Annotated in this window: 18 protein-coding genes and 1 pseudogene; 7 read left to right on the forward strand and 12 right to left on the reverse strand. The window is 70.3% G+C overall.

Annotation, left to right across the window (positions count from 1 at the left end):
• Positions 1-22 precede the first annotated feature (22 nt).
• From ACFYTQ_RS30370 to ACFYTQ_RS30380, 3 genes are all read left to right on the forward strand, one after another.
• Positions 23-739 (forward strand): hypothetical protein, encoded by a 717-nt coding sequence (locus ACFYTQ_RS30370; RefSeq protein WP_064909921.1) that lies wholly within the window; start codon positions 23-25, stop codon positions 737-739.
• 265 nt (positions 740-1,004) lie between these two features.
• Positions 1,005-2,786 carry a winged helix-turn-helix domain-containing protein gene (locus ACFYTQ_RS30375; protein WP_064909922.1) on the forward strand — a complete coding sequence of 594 codons (1,782 nt, stop codon included), beginning with the start codon at positions 1,005-1,007 and terminating at the stop codon, positions 2,784-2,786.
• A 762-nt stretch (positions 2,787-3,548) separates the two neighbouring features.
• Positions 3,549-4,940 carry a hypothetical protein gene (locus ACFYTQ_RS30380; protein WP_387368482.1) on the forward strand — a complete coding sequence of 464 codons (1,392 nt, stop codon included), beginning with the start codon at positions 3,549-3,551 and terminating at the stop codon, positions 4,938-4,940.
• 677 nt (positions 4,941-5,617) lie between these two features.
• Here ACFYTQ_RS30380 and ACFYTQ_RS30385 read toward each other — a convergent pair.
• From ACFYTQ_RS30385 to ACFYTQ_RS30435, 11 genes are all read right to left on the reverse strand, one after another.
• Positions 5,618-7,117 carry a cutinase family protein gene (locus tag ACFYTQ_RS30385; protein WP_082976871.1) on the reverse strand — a complete coding sequence of 500 codons (1,500 nt, stop codon included), beginning with the start codon at positions 7,115-7,117 and terminating at the stop codon, positions 5,618-5,620.
• Between the two features lie 300 nt (positions 7,118-7,417).
• The gene (locus ACFYTQ_RS30390; protein WP_064911060.1) at positions 7,418-7,804 is read right to left on the reverse strand and encodes a hypothetical protein; all 387 of its coding nucleotides are present in this window, start codon (positions 7,802-7,804) and stop codon (positions 7,418-7,420) included.
• 87 nt (positions 7,805-7,891) lie between these two features.
• Complete coding sequence (locus ACFYTQ_RS30395; protein ID WP_064911059.1) at positions 7,892-8,677, reverse strand: hypothetical protein; 786 nt, start codon at positions 8,675-8,677, stop codon at positions 7,892-7,894.
• Between the two features lie 92 nt (positions 8,678-8,769).
• A complete protein-coding gene (locus tag ACFYTQ_RS30400) occupies positions 8,770-9,390 on the reverse strand; it encodes a hypothetical protein (RefSeq protein WP_064911058.1) in 621 nt (206 codons plus the stop codon).
• A gap of 403 nt (positions 9,391-9,793) precedes the next feature.
• Entirely contained in the window at positions 9,794-10,810 is a 1,017-nt protein-coding gene (locus tag ACFYTQ_RS30405; RefSeq protein ID WP_064911057.1) for a bifunctional lytic transglycosylase/C40 family peptidase, read from the reverse strand.
• A complete protein-coding gene (locus ACFYTQ_RS30410; protein WP_082976869.1) occupies positions 10,810-11,832 on the reverse strand; it encodes a replication-relaxation family protein in 1,023 nt (340 codons plus the stop codon). Before ACFYTQ_RS30410 ends, ACFYTQ_RS30405 begins: the two co-directional genes overlap by 1 nt.
• A gap of 73 nt (positions 11,833-11,905) precedes the next feature.
• Complete coding sequence (locus tag ACFYTQ_RS30415; protein ID WP_064911055.1) at positions 11,906-14,455, reverse strand: type IV secretory system conjugative DNA transfer family protein; 2,550 nt, start codon at positions 14,453-14,455, stop codon at positions 11,906-11,908.
• Positions 14,455-17,496 (reverse strand): PrgI family protein, encoded by a 3,042-nt coding sequence (locus tag ACFYTQ_RS30420; protein WP_082976868.1) that lies wholly within the window; start codon positions 17,494-17,496, stop codon positions 14,455-14,457. Before ACFYTQ_RS30420 ends, ACFYTQ_RS30415 begins: the two co-directional genes overlap by 1 nt.
• Positions 17,493-19,217, reverse strand: coding sequence for a hypothetical protein (locus tag ACFYTQ_RS30425; protein ID WP_387368486.1), 1,725 nt, complete (start codon positions 19,215-19,217; stop codon positions 17,493-17,495). Before ACFYTQ_RS30425 ends, ACFYTQ_RS30420 begins: the two co-directional genes overlap by 4 nt.
• Before the next feature lie 226 nt (positions 19,218-19,443).
• The gene (locus ACFYTQ_RS30430) at positions 19,444-19,767 is read right to left on the reverse strand and encodes a pilin (RefSeq protein ID WP_197521940.1); all 324 of its coding nucleotides are present in this window, start codon (positions 19,765-19,767) and stop codon (positions 19,444-19,446) included.
• A gap of 71 nt (positions 19,768-19,838) precedes the next feature.
• Positions 19,839-20,741 (reverse strand): hypothetical protein, encoded by a 903-nt coding sequence (locus ACFYTQ_RS30435; protein ID WP_064911053.1) that lies wholly within the window; start codon positions 20,739-20,741, stop codon positions 19,839-19,841.
• A gap of 450 nt (positions 20,742-21,191) precedes the next feature.
• On the opposite strand from ACFYTQ_RS30435, the gene ACFYTQ_RS30440 reads away from it, so the two are divergent.
• The 4 genes and pseudogenes from ACFYTQ_RS30440 to ACFYTQ_RS30455 all read left to right on the forward strand — a co-directional run.
• Positions 21,192-21,830 (forward strand): hypothetical protein, encoded by a 639-nt coding sequence (locus ACFYTQ_RS30440; RefSeq protein ID WP_064911052.1) that lies wholly within the window; start codon positions 21,192-21,194, stop codon positions 21,828-21,830.
• Positions 21,831-21,901: 71 nt separating this feature from the next.
• Positions 21,902-22,843 (forward strand): TRM11 family methyltransferase, encoded by a 942-nt coding sequence (locus tag ACFYTQ_RS30445; RefSeq protein WP_082976872.1) that lies wholly within the window; start codon positions 21,902-21,904, stop codon positions 22,841-22,843.
• A gap of 253 nt (positions 22,844-23,096) precedes the next feature.
• A complete protein-coding gene (locus ACFYTQ_RS30450) occupies positions 23,097-23,363 on the forward strand; it encodes a hypothetical protein (protein ID WP_143860211.1) in 267 nt (88 codons plus the stop codon).
• Between the two features lie 168 nt (positions 23,364-23,531).
• Positions 23,532-24,629 (forward strand): annotated as a pseudogene (locus tag ACFYTQ_RS30455) (recombinase family protein); the annotation flags it as partial.
• A gap of 360 nt (positions 24,630-24,989) precedes the next feature.
• Here the strand turns inward: ACFYTQ_RS30455 and ACFYTQ_RS30460 are convergent.
• On the reverse strand, positions 24,990-25,163 hold the full coding sequence (locus ACFYTQ_RS30460) for a hypothetical protein (protein WP_219822978.1): 174 nt from the start codon (positions 25,161-25,163) through the stop codon (positions 24,990-24,992).
• Positions 25,164-25,247: the final 84 nt, after the last annotated feature.

Raw genomic sequence — 25,247 nt, forward strand, 5'->3', positions numbered from 1 at the left:
ACCGAAAGGGGTGTGAAACACGGTGCCTCGCAACGACAACAGCCCCGGCGAGGAATGGAACCGACCGGCCACCGCGCCTGAGGCGGAACTCGACCTCGACGCCGCCGAGGCTGCGACCCCGTCAGCACAGTCGGCTCCCACAGCCCAACCCGCCTGGTTCACCCCACCGTCCCCCGATGTCGACCTCGAACAACCACCAGCCCGGCGGCGCGGACGTGCTCTGCGCGGGTGGGCCGCCCTCGCGGCCCTCGCCGCGGTCTCCGTCGGCGTGCCAGCCACCACCCACACCAGCCACGAGAACAGCCCGCGTACCAGCGGGATCTCGGCGACCGCGCACCCACCAGCCACCACCACCACGGCGGCGAGCAGCGACCCGTGCGCGGGATTGTCAGGAACAGTGGTGACCCGTCGTGCCGGTAGACCCGACACCATCGCGGGCGTGATCGCCACCTTCGAATTCGACTACTACGTCGCGCGGGATGCCGAGAAGGCCATGGCGCTCGTTTCGCCGGACGCCGGAATGACCCAGCAGGGACTGGCCGAAGGCATTGCCACGATCCCGCTGGGCGCCACGCACTGTGTCGCGATCACCCCTGTCACCACCAACACCGCCAACGCCCACATCGCCGAGCTACACCCCGACGGCCGCCGCGTCGACTACCTCCAGGTCATCAACACCGTCTCAGCTCCCGCCCCCGGTGGCGGCCTGCTGATCAGCCACGTTCAGGAGCAGGGATGAAGCCGCCCGCCCAGGTGCGCGACCCGGACGCTGCTCGCCCGCGGTTGTGATGGCTTCGGGCGCACCACTTTTCCGCCGTAGTGCGGGTCGTGGGCTGCTCATCGCGGTGGCCGGAGTAGGGCCGGGCTCAGGTGTCACGACCACCACGGTCGCGCTCGCACGGACCTGGCCCGGACCCGAGCAGGCGGTGATCGTCGAAGCCGACCCGACAGGCGGACAACTGGCCGCCCTAACCGGAGCAGACCCATACCGGGGTCTGGCAAGCATGGCCCGCGCCGCCTCTGCCGGCGCACCGGCCAAAGCCCTGGAGCTCACCGAGCACGCCCAGCTCCTCCCCGGCGGGGTCGCGTTCCTCGCTTCGCCGCCCGGACCCGACTCGGGCCCCCGCGCCGCATGGACCACCGCGCTACTCACCGCTGACGACAACAGCCACCCCCGGGACTGGAACCCCAGCGGTGTCACTGTGTTCGCCGACTGCGGAGCCCCCGAGCCGGGCTCGGTCACCGCCTCGATCCTCACCCACGCCGACGCTCGCCTGCTCGTCGTGCACGCCGACCGCGACGACCCGGTCCATGCCCGGCACCGGATCCTCGCGCTGACCGCCCACGGCCGCCGCCGGGCGGTCCTGCTCATCGACCCCCACCCCGGCAGCGACTACGCGACCGCTCTCGGGATCCCGGTCATGGCGCGCCTGCCCGCCGACTCAGCGTCCGCTGCCACGCTGCTTCGCCGACCCCGCCCCTGGGCTCGCCGCAACCATCTGCTGCCCGCCGCCCGCGTCATCGCCACCGCCATCGACACCCAACTCCGCCCGTCCCGACCGACACCCCGAACCACCAGAACCCCGCGCACCAGCCCAGCGACGGGGCGCCACCTCTTCGCCCGCCCGGCGGCACGGCCGACGGTCTACCGGATCGACCTGCCTGACCGCCCGCCACCGGCCGGGCGACCGGCACCGGATACCAGGACCAGCCCGGCCTCTCGCCGGTCACCACCCGAGGCACCCGCCAACACGGGCACCGGCCGCGCGGGTACCGGTCACCGCAACCGCCACGACGCGGACAACGCCAGAACCGAGGTGCCGCAGCGGCCCACCGCATCCCTGCCCCCCTCCGGCGCGGCCGGACGCGACGCCCGGTCCGAGCCGAGATCACCGAGCGCGGGTCCGGCCCCGACCCGCGACGGCCCCGGGGCCTCTGCCACGGTCTGCACTGGTATGCCCGAGGCAGACGCGGCGGTGCCGAGGGAACCAGCGCCGGTGTTGTCGGTCACGGTGTTCGGGCCGTTGCGGGTGCTGTGGCGGCCGAGCGGCCACGACGCCCCGGTCGAGATCACCCGGAACTTGCGGCCTCGCGAGCGCGAGCTATTGATCCTGCTCGCGGTCCACCCGGCCGGCGCGACCCGCGAGACGGTAATCGAAGCGCTGTGGCCAGAGCACAACTCGCCCCGCCCGACCAACACCCTCAACACCGTCGTGTCCCGCCTGCGCACCGCCCTGGCCACCGCCACCGGCGACACCGCCAGCACCTTCATCGACAACGACCACTCCCGCTACCGGCTGGACCCCGGCCTCTGGGACGTGGACTACCGCGTCTTCGACTCCGCCGTGACCGCGCTGCGCGCCGCCACCGACCCGGTCGAGCGTGAACGGGCGTGCCGGGCGGTGCTGTCCGCGGCCGACGGCGTGCTCGCCGAAGAGCTGACCGCCGACTGGATCGCGCCGATCCGCGAGCACGCCCGCCGCGACCGCCTCAAAGCCCTCGGGAAGCTCGCCGCCATGCTGGTCGACACCGACCCCGATCAAACCATGGCCATGCTGGAAACCGCACTCGCGCTCGACCCCACCAACGAACCGATTTACCAAGACATTCTCCGCCTGCACGCCCGCCTCGGCGAACGCACCGTCATCAACCCCACCCTTGCCCTGCTGAAACGCCGCCTCGAATCCATCGGCGACACCCCCACACAACGCACCCTCGATATCGCCGAACGACTCCGCGACCAACAACCCGGCCACCACGACACCGGACCCGGCCCCGGTCAATAAACACCTAAGAGTCCCGATATCGACAATTACTAACCCCGGAGAAATAATAGCGTCACCAACGGCCCGGTACTCGCGATGGAATAGCGGACCCGATATCTCATCGCCGAGAATTGATTATCGAACAGACTCCGGCGATGCATCGGGCTCGATGCGTGTCAGGCGCTGTCGAGTCGCCTGACGGTGCTCACCCTCTATCGAGGTGATCTTGCCGGCTCGGTGGGTGCCGATACGGGGGCCGATAGGTGGGCCGATAGACGGGCCTTTAGGTGGGCCGCTTGAGATCGGCCCACCCCATCGACCGCATACACACAGGTCACGGCCTATTTCGCGCCGAGCCACACGTCCAGGCTGTATGGAGATACAACAGGGTCAACACGTCGGGGGTGGCCCCTCACCCCACCGGAACGACAGTCCCGGCCCCCTCCCGGCTTCGGTTCCCGCTTCGTGTCGCTCCGGTCGGACGACCGGCGACCTCGCTGCCGGGCCGCGCTGCTGCCGGGCCGCGCGGCGGACCGAATTCATTTCCGGGAAATGAAACTCCGCGCCGCTTGCTGTGTCGACAATTGCCGCGAGTCCGGTGTCGCGGCCGGAATTTTCCAATATTTTTCCGGTGGTTGTCTTGAATTCGCACCATTTCGCGAGCTACTTTCGACCGGTACCGACCGGGCAGGAACAACAGAATTCCGATTCCCGGACCCCCGCGTCGAATTCGGCAATTCGCCGACAGGATGACGCAACCAATTTCCGACAGGAGTTACCGACATGACCACCTATACCCCCGCAACGGCGACCGGCGCGGCCCGGCTGGCGAACGGTGAATTGCGCGCGATGGTCGCGCGGGTGCTGGCTGACAACCCCGGCACCGAATTCGGGCCGCGCCAGATCTCGCTCGTGCTGGGCCGGTCGTCCGGTGCCATCGGCAACGCCCTGGACAGGCTGACCGGTGCCGGACAGGCCGAACAAACCAACACCCAGCCCCGCCGCTACCGCGCCACCCGCACCACAGCCACCGCCGCCATCGGCGCGGCCCCCGCCCGGACCCCGCGCCCCGACCGGACCCCGCGCCGACCCCGGCCCGCCATCGTGCCCGCCCCGGCCGCGCCCGGCCCGGCCGACGCGTTCGCTGCCCTGGGCCGCGCCGCTGTCGTGTTCGGCCGCGCCGCTATCGCGCTGATAGTGGCTGTTGTCGCGGTGGCCGCCGCGCTGGGCCGCCGCACCCTCGCCATCGTGGCGCACCCGGCGACCGCCCGCACCCGCCCCGCCCCGGCCGCCCGGCCGCGCGTCACCGTGGCCGCCGCCCCGCCGCGCGTCCGCCCGGTTGCCACCACCCGCCCCGAACAAGCCCCGGCCGCGCCCAGCACCCCGGCCCCGGCCGCACTCGCCCCGGCCCCGGCCGACACTGCCTCGGTGGCTGACACCCCGGCCGCCGCGCCCGCGCCTGCCACCGCCCCGGCCGACACGGAACCAGCGACCGACACCACCGCGCCCGCTACCGAACCCGCCCCGGCCGCGCCGCGCACCGCCGCCCGCAAGGCCACCAAACCCGCCACCAAGAAACCCGCCGCCCCCAAGCGCGCCCCGGCCGCCCACGCCACCACCGACGACACCGCGACCACGGCCACCGCACCCAAACGGCGCGCCCGCAAGGACGCCACCCCCGCCGCCGACACGGCCGCCCCCACCACCGCCCCGGCCGCGTCGGGCACTACCCGCAAGGCTGCGAAACCCGCTGCGGGCACACGCACCAAGGCCGCCACGGGCAAGACGGACACCGCCACACCGGCACCGGCACCGGCGGCGGGCACCCCGGCTGCCGACGCGCCCGCCCCGGCGGCCCGCCGGACGGCGCGCAAGAACGCCACACCCGACCCGGCAAAGTCGGGCGCGGCCCGCAAGAACACGAAAACCGCTGCCGCCAAGCCTGACTCGGGCACCGACAGCAAGGCCGAAACCGTGACCGCCCCGACACCGGCCGACACCCCGGCCGCCTCGGGCACCGCGCGCAAGGCTGCGAAACCCGCAGCGGGCAAACGTGCCTCGACCACCAAGCGCGCCACCGCGACCGCGCCGGACACCGCGAACGCCACCCCGGCCGCGCGCCCCCGCCGCGCCCGCACCGCCCCCGCCACGGCCGCCGCCAGCGCCGCCGCCTGATCCACATCCCCGGCCGGGCCCCGAACACCGTGCCCCGGCCGGGGTGCCCCTGCCGCGCCCGTGCCGGTGTCCCGCTCCCTGGGACACCGGCACAGGCGTATCGGGGGCTGTATGGCCCTGTGCGGGATCGTGGGCCGCGTCCGGGCCCTTTTCCCGGGCAACGTGTCTGAACGCGCGTCCGGCGGCCTGACCGGGGCGGGCCGGGGCGGGGGCGGACGTTGGCCGCGCGGTGTGCCTGCGCCGCAACGCAACCCGCCCCGGTGCAACCTGCCGGGCGCACGACGAGAAGGGCCCCGGGGTGGGGGGGGGGGCCCGGCGGCCCCCCCCCCGGGGGGGGGGGGGGGCCCGGGGGGGGGGGGGGGGGGGGGCCCGCCGGGGGCCGGGGGGCGGGGGGGGGCGGGGGGGGGGGCCGCGCCCGCCCCCCCCCCCCCCCGGGGCCCCCCGGGGGGGGGGCGGGCGGGGGCGGCCCGGGGGGGGGGGGCCCCCCCCCCCCCCCCACCCCGGGGCCCGTTTGCTGGTCCCGAGGGGCCGGGGCGGTGCGGCCCGCCCGGGTGCCGGTGCCCGGCGGATGCTCTGGGCCCGGCCCGGGACTGCCAGCGTTGGGCGTACGCGGCCCGGGTCCGGTTGGGACGGTATCGGTTTTCAGTGTCGGCGCGGCACCGCGCCCGGCCGGTCGTTCAGTTGGCGGTGCCGGTTCGCCCCGACAGCCAATTCAGCACGGGGCCGACGGTGGTGTCGGTGTAGCCGTTCTGGTGGATACCCGAGGTCAGGTTGGCGAGTGCGTTGCGGGTGTCGGGGGTGGTGGTTGTAGTGAGGGTGTGGGCGAGTGTGGACAGGCGGGTGCCGCCGTCTCCGGTGAGGGTCGAGGCGGCGGTGGTGACGAGGTCGGCGGCGATGGGGCCGAGTCCGGTCACGGCGACTGCGGCCCCGGCGGGGTCGCCGGTGGTGAGTTTTTGTACTGCGTCCCAGGCGATCTCTTGGGCCTGGCCGATGTCGGTGGCGAGGCGTGCGATGTCGAGGTTGGCCAGGATGCTCACGATCTGCGCGGCGATGGCGGTCCAGCCCGATGTGTCGAGAGGCGCGGCGAGGGTGAGGGCACGGGCGACCAGGTGCAGATCGACCTCGGCGACCGCCTGGACCAGAGGCGCGAACTGATTGTTGAGGTCGCCCGAGACCTGGTGCAAGGCGGGGATGTTGCCGGTGACGATCAAGCCCGGCAGTTGGACGAGGTCGTTGCCGATCGCGGGGAGGTTGGCGGCGAACTCGGCGAGTCCGGACAGGACGGTAGCCACTTGCTCGATGATCTGGGACGGATCGAGACCGCCGATCGCGCCCGGCGCGGTCGGGTTCGAGTCGGGGCTCGTGGGCCAACTGGTCGTCGGCTCCGGTGTCGTGCTGGGGAACACCAGCGTGCTCGGCGTGGTGGTGGGTGTGGTGTCGGTGCCGGAGACGGCGCGTCCGAGAGCGGTGAGTACGGGGTCAGTGTCCGGGGAGGCCGAGCAGTAGAGGTCGTCGCGGGCGCAGACGGTGCGGACTCGGTCGTGGAGTTCGCCGAAGTCCTGTGCGCGAGGCCCTTCCACACCTTGCCCGCCGGCCGGCTCGCCCAGCTGGGGAGTCGAGGATCCGCGTCGAGGGTCACCGAGGAGTCCGACCGCGAGGACTCGCGATGCCGGCACGGGACCTTCCCCGTGCCCGATGCGAGTCGCGAGGTCCCCGGCGATCTGCGCGCCGTCGGAGTAGCCGAGCACGATCACCCGTGTGGTCGGGCATAGCGACGACAGCAGCGAGGCGAGCGCGTCGTGCCCGGGGTTGCCCGAGGCGTCCGGCGTCGGGGAGGTCGGCGGCGAGTCCGGCACCGTACGCACGGCGAGGTCGCTGCCGTAGCGGGCCTGCAGGTTTCGAGCGACCGGGTCCAGCACCGACGAGGGCGCACCCGACGCCGACGCCGTGTCGGTGTCGGTGTCGAGGTGTGTGTCGCGTGCGCCCGGTACGAGGACGGCGGTGACCTTCGCGCAGCCGGGCTGCTGCGGGGCGGCCACAGCGGCAACGGGGACCATGCACACGCTGGCGGCCAGCACTGTGGCCGCGCACAGCACCGCAGCGGCCAGCCGCCGCACCACCGGGCGCGGCCGTAAGCGGGTAGTGCGTCGCGCGGCGGGGGTTGGTGTTGCGATCATGGGGGCCTCCCGAGGTAGGGCGAGTGACGGGACAGCGGCAAGCGCCGTTGGCGTTTCCGCTGTCCGAGGACTCACGCTCGGGGGCGTGGAATGGACATCCGGGATCCGGCGGAATTCCCGGCCAGGGCGGGGCGGTGCCCGTGGTGGCGTCCATGGGCAGCGGCGCGCGACGCGCTGCCGGTGGCGCGGGCGGGGTGCGGGTGTGGATATGGCCGGGCCCCGGCGTCGGTATTCGTTGCCGGGGCCCGGGTTACGCGGTGGTGTTCGCGCGGGTGCTGTTCGTCTATGTGTGGGCGGTGATCATTGTTCGTACACGGCGTTCGCGGCGGCGGACGGGTTGTCGAACACCCGGCCGTCGGGCAGCATGAGCCCGCCGGTGCCGGTCACGATTGCGCTGGTGTCGGTGTCGGCCATGTTCAGCGTGGCCCCGACGTTCAAACCGCCCGAGTTGACGAGATCGCGCACGGTCCACCGGTCCGTGACGCGGGGAAATGGGAACGGGTCGTCGAAGTCGTAGTCGATCTGCCAGAGGTCAGCGCATTCGGCGCAGATCGTCTCGCCCTTGCGGTGTGAGCACTCGGCGGGTGGCACGACGGTGAAGGTGTGTTCGCGGATACGGGTGACTCTTTCGCCGGTGGCGAATCGGGTGTAGGACTCGTCCAGTCGGGCGGTCAGTTGCTCGTACACGAGGCGTCTCCTGCGGTAGTTTCGGAAACGTCACGGCCCAGGCGGATAGAGGCCGCCTGGGCCGTGACGCCTTCAGGGGTGGCGGTGCTATGCGGTGGTGGCGTGCGCCCAGTCCAGGGGCAGCCGCCCCCCGCCGCTCAGGTGGCCGTCCAGAACGGTGGCGAGGGCGACCGCGTCGCGGTAGAGCGCGGCCAGCCGCTCGCGGTGCCCGTCGTCGGAATCGGCGGCGTGGCCGTCGATTTCGGCGTCGATCTCACTGTGCCGCAGCCGCAGCCGCCGCAGCAGGTCGTCGGGATCGTCGGCGCGGACCGGACCGGCCAGCGCCGCCGGGGCCGGGGCTATGCCCACGTTGCGCGCGTAGCGGTATGCCTCGATGATCGCGGCGGTGCGCTGCCAGGGCGCGTGGAGGGCGGGGAATGGCCGAGCCTGTCCCGTGGGCCGGTGCACGCAGTGGCTGATGTAGACGTCGCGGCGGTATCCGTGGCTGCCGTCGCCGTCGCCGGGGTGGACGGTCACCGCGAACCGGTGCGCGCCCATATCGACTACAACCGTTGCCACACCGTCGTTTTCGGACCAGTGGTGCGGCAATGCGGTGGCGGCGAGCGCGAACACTTGGACAGCGACGGCGGTGTATGCCTCGTCGGCCGGGACGGGACCGTGCACGGCCATGCGGGCCCCCGTGTGCGGTTCGTGGACGTGGTCGGCCCAGCTGTCGCACCGCCAGCATGTGCGGCGGGGCGAATTGCCCAGCTGGCCGAGATCTTCCAGCTCGTTGTCCAGTTCCAGCGCGCGGGACAGATTCCGGGCGTCGGCGGCCCGGTCACGGGCCGCGCGCAACTGCGCGATCGGCTCGATGTAGGCGTGAGTCGTCATGGCATGTTCCTTAATTCGGTTGTGCGGGTGAATTTTTCGAACCGGTGCCGCCACCGGCCCGGACGCGCCGGGCCCGTGGCGGATGCTGGGCTTTAGGCGTCCGCTGCCAGCGCCCACCGTTTCGGGGCGTCGCAGGTGCGGACGGTGACCCCGTCGGCGGTGAGCTTCTCCAGCGCGTTGTTGATCGCGCCGCTCGACAGCGTGCGAGGGGCGTGGATCTCATCGAGGGCGTTCTTGACGGCCGTCGGGCTGACCGACTTGCCGGGGTTGTCGCGCATGAAGTCCTCGACCATGCCCCGCAATCCGCCCGAGGGCAGTTTCTCCAGCGGGGCCTCTCCGTTGCCGGTGTCGGCCGGGGCGGCCTTGCGGCTCTTGCGGGCGGCGGCGGGTTTCTTGGCGGGGGCTGCTGGCGCGGCCGGGGCGGCGGTGGCCGCTTTCTTGGTGGCGCGCGGGGCCCGCTCGGTCCGGCCCGCCCGTTTCGCGGGTGCTGGGGTGGCCAGCGTCCACCGGTGGGCCCCGTTGGGCTTGTCGGGGTCGGTGATGCGCGTGGCGGTGCCGTCGTCGGCCATCCGGCCGAGAATGTTGCGGGCGGTGGACACGCTCATTCCGGCGGTGAACGCCAGCGCGCTGGCGGTGGCACCGGGGTCGGCGGCCAGCGCCGCGCGCAGCGCGGCCACGTTGGGGTCGGTGTTCGGTCGTGCGTTTTTGGACATGACATCTCCGTCGTGAATCGGGTAATTCCCAGTGGATGGGTTGCCATGCCCCGGCCGGGGCGGTCACCCGCAATTCCGTGGAATTGCGAATAACCACCTATATCAACGCTCGACACCCGCATGAATGTCAAGCCGGACACTGAAACAAACGGTCACGCCGCGTTTTCCTGCCGCCATCCGGGCGCACTGGAATTCCCGAAACGGGCGAATTATGGGCCGCGAAATCGGAACCCGCCACCGCGACGATTACCACCGCCACGGCCGACGATTCGCACGTACGCGGCAGGGCAGAGACCGCCGGAACAACCCGAGTCTCTGTGTGGTGAGTGCATTGCGCGGCCGGTACGTGGTTGACGAGACCGCTTCTCGGCCGAGAATGGCGAGTTATTTTATGTGCGGTGCGTCAGGTGCCTCGTGAATTGCTTTCGGTGCGGGGGTATACGCGAGTCGCGGAGAGAAAGTCGTCGCCTGAGTATCGGTAATTCTCGATTTTGACTCGCTGTCCGAAGTCGGGAGCGTCGATCATTTGATTGTTTCCCAAATAGAGGGCGACGTGGTGGATGCCGTCTTTTGCGTTGGCGTAGAAGAGGAGGTCGCCGGGGCGGATCTGGTCGGCGGAGACGGGTGTCGTGGCGTGGTATTGCTCGGCGGCGGTGCGCGGCAACGCGATTCCGGCGGCGGCGTAGGCGGCCTGGGTTAGCCCGGAGCAGTCCCAGCCGCCGGAGGCTTGCGGCCCGTTGCCTCCCCACACATACGGCTGCCCCAACTGAGCGCACGCGAACGCGAGCACCGTGGCCGCGGTGGGGTCGGTACCGGACAGGTGCTCGCAGTCCCCCGATCCCGGTGGTGCGGGCGGGGTGGCGGCGCGGTAGCGGTCGGCTTGGTCGAGGACATCGCGCACGTACCAGTCGGCGTGGTTGTAGGCGAAGATCGCCGCGTGCACGTCACCGTGGTCGGCGCCGGAGTCGCACAGGTAGAACGCGGAGGCGTGGATGGCGTCGGAGGCGTTGTAGCGCGAGGGTGGGCTCGCGCCGCCTGCGGGCAGGTGGTGGCGTGCGGTGACCGAGTCGAAGGTGGAGGCCAGGAATTGCATGGGTCCGGCGGCGCCCGCGCTGTTTTCGCCCTCGGTGACTCCGGGCAGCTGGCTGCGGCCGTGGTCGGTTTCGACCTTGCCGATGCCGGCGAGGATCGTCCAGTCGAGTCCGGGACAGTCCGAGGCCGCCTCGCGGTAGAGGACGAGCTTGTCGGGCGGGATATCGGCGACCGCATCCGGACTGGGGGCAGGCTGCTCTCCGGTCGCGTCTGGTGTGTTGATGCTCGCGCGCGGGTAAGCGTCCTCGACCGCGACGACGGTGACGGTGAACGCGCCGACCGTCACCACGGTCAGCAGTGCGGCGGCCCCGGCCGCCGCCCCGAACATCACCGCGTCTCCTGCTCGGGCGGGCGCGGCGGAGGCGCGGCGATCACCACTCGCTGGTCGGCCGCCGTGGCTTCGCTATGGCTGGCCGTGGTGAGGCGTAGCCGGGGCCAGGCGGAGGCCAGGGCTGTCACGGTGATCCGAGGTCGTGGCCGGGCCGGGGCCGGGTGCAGTGGCAGCCACACGGGCCCCGCCGGGCCCATGCCCGGCTGGTGGTCGGCGGCGGCGGTGGCGATCGAGACGGTGTCGGGGTGTTCGAGTCCGGCGGCGGTGGCGGCCAGCGCGGTGCGGGCGGTGGCTTCGCGTTGGCTGGTGGGTAGCCAGACCAGTAGCGGGGTGGTGAGTCCGGTGGCGGCGGCGAGGTTGGCGTACCCGCCGAGTTTCCGGGTTACCTGGGTGAGTGATTCGGTGCCGCAGTCGTATTCGAGAAAGAACTCGATCCCGACCGGCCCCGACGCGGTGGGGGTGAGGCGGCCGTATCCGTCGGGGCGGGCGAGGTCTCCCCACAATCGCGCGCAGCGGGTGGGCGACCACCAGGTGGTGAGTGTGGCGGGGAGGTGTGGGTCGGTGGCGAGGGTGGTGAACCAGTCGGCGACGCCGATGTCGTGGTCGAGGCGGAGGCTGTAGGCCATGGAGAGGGCGCGGTCGTGGCGCCAGCGCAGCTCGCGCGGGTCCAGGCCGTGCTCGGCGGCTAGTACCGCGGCCCCGGCGGGGGCGAGGGTCCAGTGCCAGGGCGCGGTGCCGACGGGGCGGTGGGGCCGGAACCGGTCGATCACCCCGGCCTCGTGCAACTTGAGCAGGCGGCGGGTCGCGCGGCGGACGGCAGGAAAGGCGAGGGCGCTGATCTGGGTGGTGGTCAGGACCCGATGCTCGTACAGCATCGCCAGCAGCCACCGGTCTCGCGGGGTGAGGATGCCGGCCAGACTCGCCCGCCCGGCCAGCACCGGCACCGCCGACCGCGACGGTTCACCGGGCGAGGCAGCAGGAGACGGTGCGGCGGTTCGGGAACGGTGAGCGCGGGACATCGAACCTCCAATCGACCCGGCACACCGGCGAAGTCAGGCCAGGCGAGCCGGAAGGTGTTGTGCTGCTCGTGGTTCAGCGGCGGCGTGGATCGCGCCGGGACACCCGGGGCGCGGGAGCCTTCAGCCGAGGTGTGGGACTCGCTGCTGGCGCGGGACGTGGGACGGGTGTGGTGCGGGCAGCGGCGCGGACGCGGCGGGCCCGTCCGGGGATGGGTGGCGGCAGTGGTTCGGTGGCGACGGTGCACGGCGCGGTGTTCTGCCCGTTCACCACGAGGCGGGCGGCGGCGTGGTAGGCGTCGAGGTGGGCCAGATCGTGGTCCGACAGCTGCGGAAGCGTATGCCGCGCAAGGTCGCGGGAGTCCTCGGGAGAGACGGCGAAATAGATCTTGTTGCGGGCATTGGTCGAAATCGCCTCGCGCAGTGTGGGAGTGAGCTGGCCGAGGTTCTGATGTGCCAGCACCATCGACAGTTTCAGGGCGCGGGCCTCGGCGAGCATGTCTTCCACAGGTGTGGATGAATGCAGGAAATTGTGGAATTCGTCGAGATACAGGGCCGCATCGCGGCGCTCGGTGGCGGGGGTGGCGGCGCGGGCGGTGGCGACTTGCCAGGTCCGCGCGACCAGCAGCGCCCCGAGCAAGCGGGTGGTGTCCTCCCCGAGGCGGCCCTTGGGTAGCCGCGCCAGCACAAGACCACCGTGATCAAGCGCGGCAGTGAGGTCGACGGTAGCGGGACCGCCCGCGAGAGCAGTCTTGACGAACGGCCGCAACAGTAGCTGGCGGAGTTTGTTGAGCAGCGGTGCGGTGAGCTGGACGCGCCCGGACTCACCGAGCGCGTCGAAAGCGCGCCAGAAACGTTGCACTTCAGGCTTTTTCACCGAGGCGACGAGCCTGGCGCGGTAGGTGTCGTCGGCGAGGATGCGCTCTATGTCGGCGAGGGTGGCCGGGCGCGGCTGGGTGCACACGGTGTAGAGGCTGTTGCGGAACACATCGTCGGTGCGCGGGCCCCAGAACTGGTGATAGATGCGCGCGAACACGGTCCCGATGTTGTCCACGACCAGATCGAGGTCCCCGCCGAACGTGGTCAGATCCAGCGGGTTGATACACGGTGGTGGGCTCGCGGAATCGGCGTCGAACAACACCACCCGGTCACCGGCGTCTTCCGGCAGGCGGGTCAAGACGTCGGTGACGAGGTCGCCTTTGGGGTCGATCAGGACCAGTCCGCGACCTGCGTCGGCGTCGGCGAGGATCATCCGGCCCAGCAGCGTCGATTTACCCGTCCCGGTCGGGCCGAGGACATGGACATGATGGCGGGCATCGGACACCCGCATCGCGACCTGTTTGCCGGTGACGGCGTCGGCGCGGCCGAGGGGTTTGGTGCCGGATCCGCCGGAGGCGATGACTTCACTGGGCGCGAGCGCGCGGGCTCCGGCGCGGTGGATCTCGGCGATCCCCGCGTCGAGGGGCAGGTGCGCGATCACCGCGAGCTCGGGGCACGACAGTCGATCGCCACGCCGCAGCCGCCGCCACGACAGAGTTTGGCGCAGGCGGAGGCTGCGGCGGCGATGGTAGTGGTTGTGCCCGGAGGCCCCCGACAGAAACGAGGACACCGCGTGCGCGCGACCGCGCACTCTCGCCGCCACTTGTGACCGAGTGCTGCGGTCGGCATCGACCGGGACGGAGGCGGTGACCGCGTAGCGCACGACGGTGGCCCACTGGGTGGCGAGTGCCTTGTCGGCGGCGGCGCGATCCTGGGCAGACTGCTCCAGGCTCACCTGCCGATCCCGATACCCGCCCCGCACACTGGTACGACCCACCGGTCCGCCGACGGGACGCGCTGGGCCGCGCGTGAACAGCCCGAGGAACTCGCGGGCGAGTTCCAGCAGGAAACCCGCGAAACCTGTTGACACGCCCGTATTTCCGGTGTGGCGTGCGGGGCGGGTGGTGGTCGGGCGGGCGAGGACTTGCACGCAGGCGGTGGTGCGGGGCTCCATCGCTGAGGCGGCGTTGATCAGCGCGGCGGCGGGGTCGCCGGGAGCGTTGGTGCGGATCGGCCAGCGCGCGGCGCGACCGAGCCGCAGCTCACCCCCGGACAGCACACTGCGGTGCCCCGCCGGGGTCAGCGGTAGTGGCGGCGTGGCGGGCTGGGTGTGGGTGCGGGCACCGCGCCAGGCGACGGTGACCGCGTTCTCGATCAGGTGCGGCGGAACGCCGCCTGGCACCCACAGTCGGATGATCGCGCCCTCGTCGGGGGCGATGTGGTATTCGAATCCGAGCAGGTGCTGCCCGCCCCCCAGTCGCTGCCATCGGGTGCGGGCGAGCGCGCCGTGCATGTGCTCCCAGAACATTTGGGCGCTATCGGGCTGCACCTGGGGCGGGACCATGATCTCGACCTGCCGCGCCCCGTCGGCCCACCGCCGCTCGCGGCGGCGGCGCACCCACTCGGCGAGGGCCACGACGGCAGTGACCGCTGCGACGATGGTGAGGGCGGCCGAGACCGCGTGGTGTTCGGCGAGGGTGATCAGGTGGGGCAGGTGCGGGCCGTGGTCGGTGAGTAGCCTGCCGATCAGCCCGCCGGTGCCGTCGGACGTGTCGGGAGTGGTCTGGCTGTACAGGTCGGTGTGCATCAGGGGGCTCCCTTGTCTGCCTCGTCCGGGCCGAGGTCGCGTGCGGGGTCGGGGCCGGCGTACGCGTCACCGGCGCCGGGATCGAACTCGTCGGGGCCGAGGTCGATCTCGGTGCCGACGGTGTCGGGGGCGACGTCGTCGTAGCCGGTCTCGTCGGTGTCGTAGAGGTCGTATTCGGGGGAGGTGGTGGCGAGCTGGTGCTCTGCGGCCGAGGCGACTGCGGCGAACACGGTGCGCTGGTGGACGCCGGTGCAGATGAGTCCTTGGCCGCGGTCGGCGGCCAACAGGAAACGACGCTCGCCCTCCGACAGCGCGAAGGCATCGCCGACCTGGTCGATGGCCTGCGGAGCCTGGCGCAACAGGACTTGAGTAGCGCTGTTGGCGACGATGGCCTTTCCGAGGTCGGTGGCCAGTACATCGGCGGCGTCCTGGGTGGCCACCGTCAACCCGGCGAAGTATTTGCGCGCCGATTTCGCCAGCCGGGCCAGGAACTCGGCCCCGGCGCGCTGGCGCATCAGCAGCCATGCCTCATCGACCACCACCGAGCGCGGACGGCGCAGGCCCGGGTCGCTGACGCGGCGCCAGGTCGCGTCCAGCGCCAGCAGGGTGCCGATGGTGCGCAATTCCTCGGGCAGGTCCCGCAGCGAGTACACCGTCAACGCACCCGAGGGATCATGGCTGCTCGCCCCGTCGAGCAGCCCCGCGAACGCACCCGAGTCGACGTAGGGGGCCAGCCCGGCGGCCAGGTCGTCGGCGACGGGGCCTCCGGTAGCGGCGAGCTGGTCGCGCAACAGGTTCAATGTCGGCGCGGGTCGTGTCCAGGTGGCGGGGTCGTCGGTGATCCCGGCAGCGGCGTAGGTGGCGGTGACGGCCGTGTCGAGGGCCGCGCGCTGCGCGGGAGTCTGCTCACCGAGCAAGACCGCGATCACGGTGTGCAAGTACAGCTTTCGCCGGGTCAGCGCATCGGCCGGAGCGGTACGGTGCCCGGACGGGCCGTAGTGGATATCGAGGTCGAACGGGTTGAGGCAGACTCCGGGCGCGCCGAGGCGGATGTGGGTGCCGCCGAGCGCGTCGCACAGGACGGCGTATTCGTCTTCGGGGTCGATGACGAGGGTTTCGATGCCTCGATACAGCGACCGCAGGATCGAGGTTTTCGCCAGGTAGGACTTGCCGGATCCGGATCGGCCGAGGATGACTTCGTTGTGGTTGTGCATGGCGGGCCCGAATCGGTCGTGGAACAGCAGTCCGGCTGCGCCGTCGCGCCCGTAGAGCGCACCGGCCGGGGTGAGCGAGACCGGGTCGGCGGGCGGGAGCTGCGCGGAGGCGAACGGCACGGCGGCGGCCAGCGCGTGGGAGTCGAAGGTGCGATGCACCCGGACCGGGTCCAGGCCCAGCGGCAACGTGGCCGTCCAGCCCTGCACGGCGCGATAGCTGGTCGGGCAGGTATCGATCAGCAGACTCGCGGCCAGGGTCCGCAACGCGCTCACCTGCGCGGCGAGGTCGTCTTCGTTGCTGGCGTGCACGGTGAGATACAGCCCGGCCCGGAACAGCCGCGACTCCCCGCGCGCGAGTTGCGCCGAGAGTGCGGCGGCGTCTTCGGCGGCCACGTCGACGGCTGGATCGCCGACGCGGCCGTTCACTGCCGCCGAGGCTTGGCTGGATTCCAGGCGCGCGAGCTGGCGGCGCAATCGGAGTGCCGCCAGGCGGGGGTCGATCGGCTCGATGTGCAAGGCGATGTCAACCCGGCCGCCGAACGCCGCGAGTGGGGCGAGCCAGCCTGGGCTGACTTCGCGTGGGTATCCGGTGACCGCGATCGTGGCGATGAAATCCGACCCGACCTGGAGATGGCGGGCACCGATCGTCAACGACTCGGGCGCGAACTGCACCCTCGCACCCCGGCGCCCGGCGCGAGAGCCGAAGAGGCGACGGCCCCCGCGGGGAGTCTCGGTCTCGTCCTCGTCGTCGGCGGTGAGAGTCGCATCGAAGTGCATGCCGGCGTACTCGCTGGCTCCGGTGGTGATGATCTCGGTGGGGCCGGCTGCCTCGGCCGCGCCGAAGGGCACGAGGTTGGCGGGATTGGCGCAGCTGGTCAGGATCGCTGTCGCCGCGTCCTCGTCGAGGGCCCGCACCCCGATCCCCAAGGGGGCGAGCATGTCGGTGGCGTCGGTGACGCGCGCGGCGAGGCGGGTTTGCGCGGCGTGGCGGGCGTGGGCGGCGATGCGGCGTTCGTCGCGGCCCCGCGCGGTGAGCCCGCCCAGAACAGAGGCGGCGAGCCGGGTGACGGGGTCGAGGGGTTCACGCCAGATCAGCAGGACCTGCCGTTGCGCGGCAGTGTCGTCGTCGGCCAGCTCGGCGAGATGGCGGGCGTGGTCGCGCGCGTAGTCGGCCAGCTCCGGCGACATCTCCTGCGCGGCCAGCCGCAGGTCGCTGATACGACCGGTCACGTCCTGGCGCACCGACCGCAACAGAATCTGGACGCCCCCGGACAGGCTCTGCAAATAGTTGCCCAGCGCGGCGACCAGACCCGCCTGCTCGCCAGGTGTGCGCAGGGCGAGGTTGATGGTGGTCGCGGCGGCGATCACCGCGATCCCCTCCTCACCCAGATCGACCACACCCAGCCCCCCACTACCGGCACTGATGGATCGCGGTAGTGCAGTGGTGTCGCAAGTGATCGGGTGCGCGGCCGGTGGGAGTGGCCCGTGCGCACGATCGGTCAGCCATCGCGGTGGCGTCCCGTTGTGTTCGTCGCCGGGGTGGGCGGCGATCAGGTGGCGGTCGCGCCCGAGGTGACGCAGGGCGGCCAGCAGCAGCTGGTCGCCGGACAGGCCGTCGCGGGTGGTGAGCACGATCGCGGTCGCCACAGCGGCGATCGGGGCAGCGAAACCGGCGAACAGGGTGATCGGCACGAGAGCGCGGGTGGCGGCCCACGCCAGCAGCAGCACGAGCCCGGTCCCGGCGAGCAGACCCAGCTGGCGGGCGGTGAAGGGGCCGACGATCCGGTCGGGCCGCTCCACGTCGGAGGGGATGCGGTAGGAGTTCATCGAGAAGCACCTCCGGTGTCAGGTCGCCGTCGACGACGCACGGGTAGATCGGGCAAAGGCAGATGCAGCTGCCGCCCCGCCGGGCGCGGTGCGGGCGGCGCGATCCACACCGGAGCGGGCGTCGGCGCCGCACGCCGGACTCGCCTGACGTCGAGGGGCAGCACGTACTGGCCCTGGACAGTGGCCTTCGGGCGCGCGTACGGGTCAGCGGGCCGCGCCGCAGACACGGCGGGGGCGGGTTGTGCGGCCGGGAACCGCAACGCCAGCTGGCGACCTTTCGGAGCCCGCTTCGACCCCGGCGGAGTCGATGCCGCCGTGCCCGCTGTTCGCGCCGGAGTCGTGCCGACGCCCATGGCACTCGCGCCGGGAGGATGGCGGCCAGCGGGCGGCTTCGTGACCGGGCTGGCGTAGAACAGGGCGTACTGTCCGTCCGGGCGGGGCGCTTCCCGTGGTAGCGGCGGGCTCGGCGTGGTCAGGTCCAGCCTCAACTGGCGACCCATGTCCGGCGATGGGGAGGCGGGCACTGCGTGACCGGCGGTCTGTGTCGCGGGTTTCGGTTTCGGATTGGTGCGTTTGAGTCCCGGCAACGGCAGCAGCATCTGCCCGTCTGCGGCGGTCTCCACCTTCGAATAGGGGTCGGCGAGCTTTCCGGCTGCCTTCGTCCGGGCGGCGGGCCGGGGTGGCGTCGAGGTTTTCGATGCGCCGCGCAGCATGCCGAAGGTTTTGTAGGTGAGGTAGCTGCGGACCATGCCACCGACCAGGGAGCGGCCGGATCCGATCCGCATGGCCGAGAGCATCCAGAACGGGACCTTGGCCAGGATGCCGACGAGTGCGATCGAGACGATCAGGTTGATCAGCCCGCCATTGGAACTGCTGCCGTTCAATTTCCAGCCGTCGGGAGACAGGAACACACGGGTGGCGGTGATCAGGGCGAGGCTTTGGATGACCTGGATCGCCAGGCACGCGGCGATCGAGCGCCACCACCAGCGGGCGATCGGCTCGGTGATCGGCAGCGCGTGGCACATCAACGCCAGCGGTGCGGCCACGATCAGCACGATCGTGACCACGACCCGGATCACGTACCCGAGCAGCAACGCCACCAGACCCACCACCAGCACGAGCCCGAGTAGCAACCCGAACATGCCGAGGGTGCCGACCATCTCCGGGGAGGTCACCAGCTGCCGCAGCGCCTGCCCGGCCGAGTCGGGATCGACCCCGTTCCCCGCGACGGCCGCCGACAAGGCGTTGGCGGCGCGGACGGCGAGGGTGAGCAGCGGGAAGCTCAAGGCGGCGGCGATCATGCCGAGGATGAGGCCGGGCGCGATCTCGCGTGCGGACCAGCGTGACTGCAGCGTCTGATATGACATCACCAGCACTCCGGCGGCCATGATCAGCAGCCCGTACACGGTGAGAGTGATCTGCCACGACGAACTCCACAACTGCCCGACCCGGGGCAGGCTCGCCGGGTCCGGTGTCGCCAGCAGCGTGGTCGACAACAGCTCCAGCAGCGGGTTCAGCGCCGAGGACACCAGATTGCGGAAGAACCCGTCCATCGCCTCGACCACGCAGCCACTGATGTGGTCGATCCCGCAATCGGGTTCCGGCGCAGCAGGGCGGTGCTCGCCGTGTCGGCTGTCGGGTGGTTGCTGCGGTACACACCCGGCCGGATCCGTGCACATTCCCGCCGGAACCGGAGCCGTCGCCGGGGGCGGCGAGGTCATGGGAGACACCGGTCCCGGCACCACCGAGGCAGCCGGCGGGCTCTGGACGGGGACCGAGGGGCTCGTGGTCACCGGCGACGAAGGTGAAGGGACGGGCGGGGCCGCCCACACCGGACCGGCAGCGATACCGACAACGACGCTGATGCTCAGCGCCAGCAGGCTGCCTCGCCGCAGCCATCGCGGTGGGCCGTTGCGCGAGGGGTGCGTGGGGAGGTCGATGGTCATGTCAGCCACCCACCAGCGACTTGAGAACATTCACCACGACCGGGGCGAGGATGGCCAAGGCGTAGCCGATCATCGCCGAGCGCACGGCGGACTTGGCTCGCTCGACCTCGCCGGCGTCGCCGCCCGAGAGCACGTACCGGACTCCGCCGACGGTGAGATAGGTGGTCGCGATCGTGGCCAGAATCGCGACCAGCCAATTGCGGAGGCGGTCGCACACCTCGTTGAGCGACCCGGCCATCGCCAACACGACCGGCGTGGCCCTGGCCGGGGCCGCCGCTGCGCACACCAGGATGGTCACGGCGCAGGCCGCGAGGGCAACGGTCACCGCCAGACGACGAGAGCTGCGGGGCCGCCGCGATGCAGTGCTCGGTCGTGCGGGGATGGGAGGTGGAGTGATCATGCGCATCGGCGTTGCTCCTCGTGCGATGGGTGCGCCGCGGTAGGGGCGGACTTCGGCAGTGGGAGGACTCGCGCCGCCGACCCGGTTTTGGACATTCGCGCCGGAGCCGGTCGCCGCGTGGCGGTGTGGGTGAGGGTGTCGAGGGCGGCGGTCTCGACCCGGGTGGAGACCTGGGTGTCGGCGATGCGTTCGCGCAGCCACGCCGCGAGCCGGTGCTCGGCGCGGCGGCGGCGTTTGGCCAGCCCGTCGTAATTGATTCCGGTCTCGGCGGCGATGGTCTTGAGTCGCCGCGGATGCAGGCGGGTGTCGATGATCAATCCCGCGTCGGCGGCGGTGAGCACGCCCTCCTCGACGGCCAGCGCCAGCAACAGCTCCGGGTGCCCCTGCGGCGAACTCACCGCCTTTCCGTCGCGGGAGTGACCGCTGTCGGGCAGCCAGTCGATCGGGGTCGGCGCGGCCATACGTTCACGCACCGGTGGGCAGGCGCGGTGGAAGGTGGCCCACCGCAGCCGGTAGGCCACATTCGGGCGCGCCACATCAAGGCACGCCACTGCGTCGAGGAACGCGACGAGCACCATCGCCTCGGTGTCGGCGCGATAGGCCCAGTGCCCGCACAGCTTGGCGGTGATCGCGCTCAGCATCGGCAACGCGGCACCCGCACACACCAGCACCGCCGTCTCGTCGCGGGTGCGGGCCGCCTCGATCAGCCGCACCCACACCGCGTCGACCTCCTCGGCGGGGACCTGAGAGTTCAGTAGGGTGGCGAGGCGATTCGCGTTCAGCCGGTCCCAGCCCGGCGGCAGGCCCGGTACCCGGTAATCGGTGAGCCCGGCGAATCGCTGGCGGATCAGCGCCAGCGGCGTCGCTTCCCGGTGGGCGGGGATTCGCGCATTCGGCATCGTGGTGCTCCCGTCTCGGCGAAAAAGAAATCGACGAGGCAAGGAAAGAAGGCGATATCCACACAGCGATGACAGGAATACGTCACCGCGAATTCACGCCAACCTCGAGGCGGATTCACCACCGAATACACGCACGCGAAGACCTCAGCTAGACACCGCCGACTCACATGCTCGGCAAGCGCATGAAATAGCGCTCTACCTGCGATGTGGCGTCCGTGTGGCGCTCGTGTGGCGCTGCCGCACCGAGGCCGCACCGACCGACCGCGCAGCCAGGAAATAGTTTGTCGGCCCGATTATCAGATCGTCTTTCCCGGCGTTTATTCATGCTGTGGCGGGGTGTAGCGAGGCGGGTTACACGAATGAATCTTTGTCAGTGGATGTCCAGAAGCCGGTCTTGGGGCGGAGTCCCTTTCGCAGACCCACCCGCCAACCGGAAACGAGGTATCCCGCATGACCACACGCACACCCGCCGCCAAGCCTCGGCGCGGCGCCGCTCCCGGATCAATCCCCTCGACCTTGTGGGCGTGCGGGCCCGCGCCGATCGAGGTGGCCGACTCCTGGCCCCCGCGCGTGCTCACCCGCGCGCTCCTCGAATACAGCGCCCCCGGCGAGCGCGTCCTGCTCATGCCCGCCACTGCCGACGCCGAGCGTGTGGTCGTCGATCTGGACCGCGTTCCGGCCTCGGCGCTCGGCGGCTCTCAGGTCGCCGACACCGACCTGATGGTCGCCACCACCCTGGCGCCGAACACCGCAGCGCTGAGTCCGTGGGCGGTTGCCGAGGAGGCTGCGTCGCGGCTGCGGGCCGGAGGACTGCTCGTGGTCCTGGCCCGCTGCCACCGCGACCCCGACGGCACCTTCCACGACCCGTCCGGCGAGCTGGTCACCGCGGCCCAGAACGCCGACCTGCTGTATCTGCAACATCTCGTCGCCGTCGGCGTTCACGGCACCGACATCGCCGCCCCCCGCCCCGACGACTCGGGTGCCTCTGGCGATCACGGCGACACCGGCCGATCCGGTGCGGTCTTCACCGACCCGTCCCACCTCGATGTCCTGGTGTTCCTGCAACCCCACGACCTCACCACCGCATGAGAACCACCACCACCGCACCGCATCCACCCGCCGCGCACGGCGGGCTGTCCCTCATTTCGAAAGGCGAACCGATGTCTGCTCCCGAAACCACGCCCAGCCAGACCGCGACCACCCGGCCAGCGCCGGTGTCGGTGTGGGCGACCGCGCAGACCAGCCCCGCCGCCCAGCGCGGGGACCGCTACACCCGCGAGTCGTCGGCGCACCCGGCAAAAATGCTGCCGAACATCGCCGCCGAGGCCATCACCCGCTACAGCAACCCCGGCGATCTGGTCACGGATCCCATGTGCGGCATCGGCACCACCCTCGTCGAGGCCGTCCATGCCGGCCGTCGTGGCGTGGGCGTCGAGTACGAGGACCGCTGGGCGGCCATCGCCCGCGACAACCTCGCTCTCACAGCGGAGTCCGGACACCCTCATGAGGCGGTCGTGTATTGCGGTGACGCCCGCAAGCTGGCGACCTTCCTGCCAGAGGAGTTGCGCGGCACCGTCGACCTGGTCCTCACCTCGCCCCCGTACGGGGACAGCGTCCACGGTCATGTGCGTACCGGGAACGGAATCCGCAAGGTCAATCACCGCTATGGCAACACCCTCGATCGCGGCAATCTCGCCAACATCGGCGTGCCTCGCCTGCTGACCGGATTCACCCGCATCCTCACCGCCGCCACCGGCTACCTCAAACCCGGCGGCCACGTCGTCGTCACAGCCCGCCCCTGGCGCCAGCACGCCGAACTGGTCGACCTGCCCTCACTGCTGACCCAGTGCGCTGCCACCGCCGGACTCGTGCCCGTCGACCGCGCCGTCGCGTTGCTGGGGCGGCTGACCGACAACGACATCGTCGCGCACTCGTCGTTCTTCCAACGCGACTTCGTCCTGAAAAACCGCGACGCGGGCCTACCCCTGGCCCTCATCGCCCACGAAGACGTCCTGGTCTTCCGCACCGCCGCGAACAGCTCAAGTTCATTGAACCTGAAGCGTTCTCAGCGCGAAGGGCATTCAGGGGACCTGGCGGCCTAGCGACAGAAGAGGGGCCGGGCCGGTGTCTTTACACCGGCCCCTCTTCACGTCCTAGAGGGCAACAGGGAAAGCGCGACCTCCAGCCCCGTGGTGTAGCGGTGCCCGCCCGCGTTGTGTTCCCGCGCGCGCCAGCCCAAGGGCTCGCCCGTGCTGTCAGGCCCCGTTCAATGGGCGGTGCGGATGTCCAATCCGGCCGCTCGAGCCGGAGTCCTCCCCGTGAACGATCCCCGTCGTCTATCACTTCGGAGAGCCCATGTCTGCCGATCGCACGTCGCCGCCCGTCCGCACCGGGAAAGACGAAAGAGATAGCAATGCCTTCAGTAATAAGCACGACAAAAAGAGACATCGGGCCCCCAACGCTCACCGCATCGTCGTACGCGATACCCGATACGACCCTCCCGACGCCCGCAAACTCGCAGAAGTAATAGTTAGTTTCGCCGAATCGCTTGCCGCCGAACATGACGAGACAAAACATTCGACAGGCATCGACACGGCAGAAAAACCTCCGGCGGCGGCATAGAAAAACGCCGACGTTTTGATAAAATGACATGTTCCATCCGGCCGGATGGTTCGGATCAATTTCGAAATGTCGCCACAGGTGCGAAGCGCTGCCAATCATATTCGGATTGGCGGCGCTTTTCATCCGGCGGCACCCCGGTTAGTCAACGACAAAGAAAGAGAATTCTTCATGGCAAGCGCATATTTAGATTTCGACGGTGAACACACACCGGACGACGCGCTGACCGCCGCCGAGTCGTTCCGGGGTCTGAGGGTGGAACCGGGAACCCGAGCGGTCATCTACCTGCGCGTATCATCCCCCGGTCAGGTCAAGACCGATTACGACCCGGAAGGTCAATCGATTCCGGCGCAGCGCGTCAAGTGCCAGCAGAAGGCAGAACAACTCGGGCTGACCATCGTGGACGAGTACATCGAACCAGGGCGCACGGCCACCGAAATGTCGAAACGAGTCGCCTTTCAACGATTACTCGCCCGAGTGCGGGCCGAACGAGACATCGACTATGTCATCGTCTACAAGCTATCCCGCATGGCACGCAACCGGATAGACGACGCCATCGTCATGGCAGATCTCCGCAAACGCGGTGTCACCCTCATCTCGGCCACCGAAAGCATCGACGACACACCAGTCGGCCAGCTTATGCACGGCATCCTCGCCACCTTCAACGAATACCAATCTCGCGAATCCGGGGCCGACATCGCCTACAAAATGGGCCAGAAAGCCCGTAACGGAGGCACAATCGGACGCGCCCGACTCGGCTACCGCAATGTGATCGACCGATTCGACGGCCGCGAGATCCGCACCATCGCCACCGACCCCGAGCGAGCGCCACTGGTGCAACTCGCCTTCGAACTGTTCGCCACCGACAACTACACCCTCGACACCCTGTCCGACGAACTCTACGACCGGGGCCTGCGTACCCGGCCCACCAGGAAACACCCCGCCAAACAGGTCTCCATCAACAAACTCTCCCAAATGCTGCGGGACCGGTACTACCTCGGCTACGTCACCTACGACGGTGAAGAGATCAAAGGCCGCCACGAACCCCTCATCAACGAAAACCTCTTCGACCGCGTCCAAGACATCCTCGACGCACGCAGCACCGCCGGGGAACGCCGACGCGAACACCCCCACTACCTCAAAGGCTCCCTGTTCTGCCAGCGCTGCCACCGAACCACAGGCAGCACCACCCGCATGATCATCCAGCACACCCTCAACCGACGTGGCACCGAATACACGTACTTCTTCTGCCGCAACAGACAAGACGGCACCTGCGACGCCCCCTACATCAACGTCGCGCTGGTCGAGGACGCCGTGGAAGCCCACTACGCGACCGTGCGCTTCAGCGCCGAGTTCATCGCCGAAGTCCGCGCACACGTGACCACGGTGATCAACGAACGAGACGCGGCCGAGCGACTACTCCACAAACAACTCACCACCGAACTACAGGCATTGGACACCCGCGAAGACAACCTGATCGAACTGGCCGCAGACGCCACCGCGCCGCAACTCAAGATCAAAACCAAACTCCAGGAGATCGCCCGCGACCGCCAACGCCTGACGCAGCGCCTGACCACCACGACCGAAAACCTCTCCGACAGCGCCAAACTCATCGACATAGCGCTCGAACTACTCGAGAACCCCCAACAGCTCTACCGCCGATGCAACGACCACCAACGCCGGATGCTCAACCAAACCATCTTCCGCGCCCTCTACATTGAGGACGAACAGATCGCCGACCACCGTCTCCACGAACCGTTCAACCGTCTCCACGCGATCCAACGCGCACGCGGAACCGGCCACCCCACCGCATCCCCCCTGACAGACGATGGGGCCGCTAAAACGAAAAACGCCACCGCTTCACACGGAAGCGATGGCGTCGGCGTA

The sequence above is a fragment of the Nocardia sp. NPDC004068 genome (assembly GCF_042874315.1).
In the GTDB taxonomy this organism is placed as follows: domain Bacteria; phylum Actinomycetota; class Actinomycetes; order Mycobacteriales; family Mycobacteriaceae; genus Nocardia.

Coding starts and splice junctions, on each gene's coding strand:
- ACFYTQ_RS30375 (WP_064909922.1), top strand. CDS start 1,005: ATGGCCCGCGCCGCCTCTGCCGGCGCACCGGCCAAAGCCCTGGAGCTC.
- ACFYTQ_RS30380 (WP_387368482.1), top strand. CDS start 3,549: ATGACCACCTATACCCCCGCAACGGCGACCGGCGCGGCCCGGCTGGCG.
- ACFYTQ_RS30385 (WP_082976871.1), bottom strand. CDS start 7,117: ATGATCGCAACACCAACCCCCGCCGCGCGACGCACTACCCGCTTACGG.
- ACFYTQ_RS30395 (WP_064911059.1), bottom strand. CDS start 8,677: ATGACGACTCACGCCTACATCGAGCCGATCGCGCAGTTGCGCGCGGCC.
- ACFYTQ_RS30400 (WP_064911058.1), bottom strand. CDS start 9,390: ATGTCCAAAAACGCACGACCGAACACCGACCCCAACGTGGCCGCGCTG.
- ACFYTQ_RS30405 (WP_064911057.1), bottom strand. CDS start 10,810: ATGTTCGGGGCGGCGGCCGGGGCCGCCGCACTGCTGACCGTGGTGACG.
- ACFYTQ_RS30410 (WP_082976869.1), bottom strand. CDS start 11,832: ATGTCCCGCGCTCACCGTTCCCGAACCGCCGCACCGTCTCCTGCTGCC.
- ACFYTQ_RS30415 (WP_064911055.1), bottom strand. CDS start 14,455: ATGCACACCGACCTGTACAGCCAGACCACTCCCGACACGTCCGACGGC.
- ACFYTQ_RS30420 (WP_082976868.1), bottom strand. CDS start 17,496: ATGAACTCCTACCGCATCCCCTCCGACGTGGAGCGGCCCGACCGGATC.
- ACFYTQ_RS30425 (WP_387368486.1), bottom strand. CDS start 19,217: ATGACCTCGCCGCCCCCGGCGACGGCTCCGGTTCCGGCGGGAATGTGC.
- ACFYTQ_RS30435 (WP_064911053.1), bottom strand. CDS start 20,741: ATGCCGAATGCGCGAATCCCCGCCCACCGGGAAGCGACGCCGCTGGCG.
- ACFYTQ_RS30440 (WP_064911052.1), top strand. CDS start 21,192: ATGACCACACGCACACCCGCCGCCAAGCCTCGGCGCGGCGCCGCTCCC.
- ACFYTQ_RS30445 (WP_082976872.1), top strand. CDS start 21,902: ATGTCTGCTCCCGAAACCACGCCCAGCCAGACCGCGACCACCCGGCCA.
- ACFYTQ_RS30450 (WP_143860211.1), top strand. CDS start 23,097: ATGTCTGCCGATCGCACGTCGCCGCCCGTCCGCACCGGGAAAGACGAA.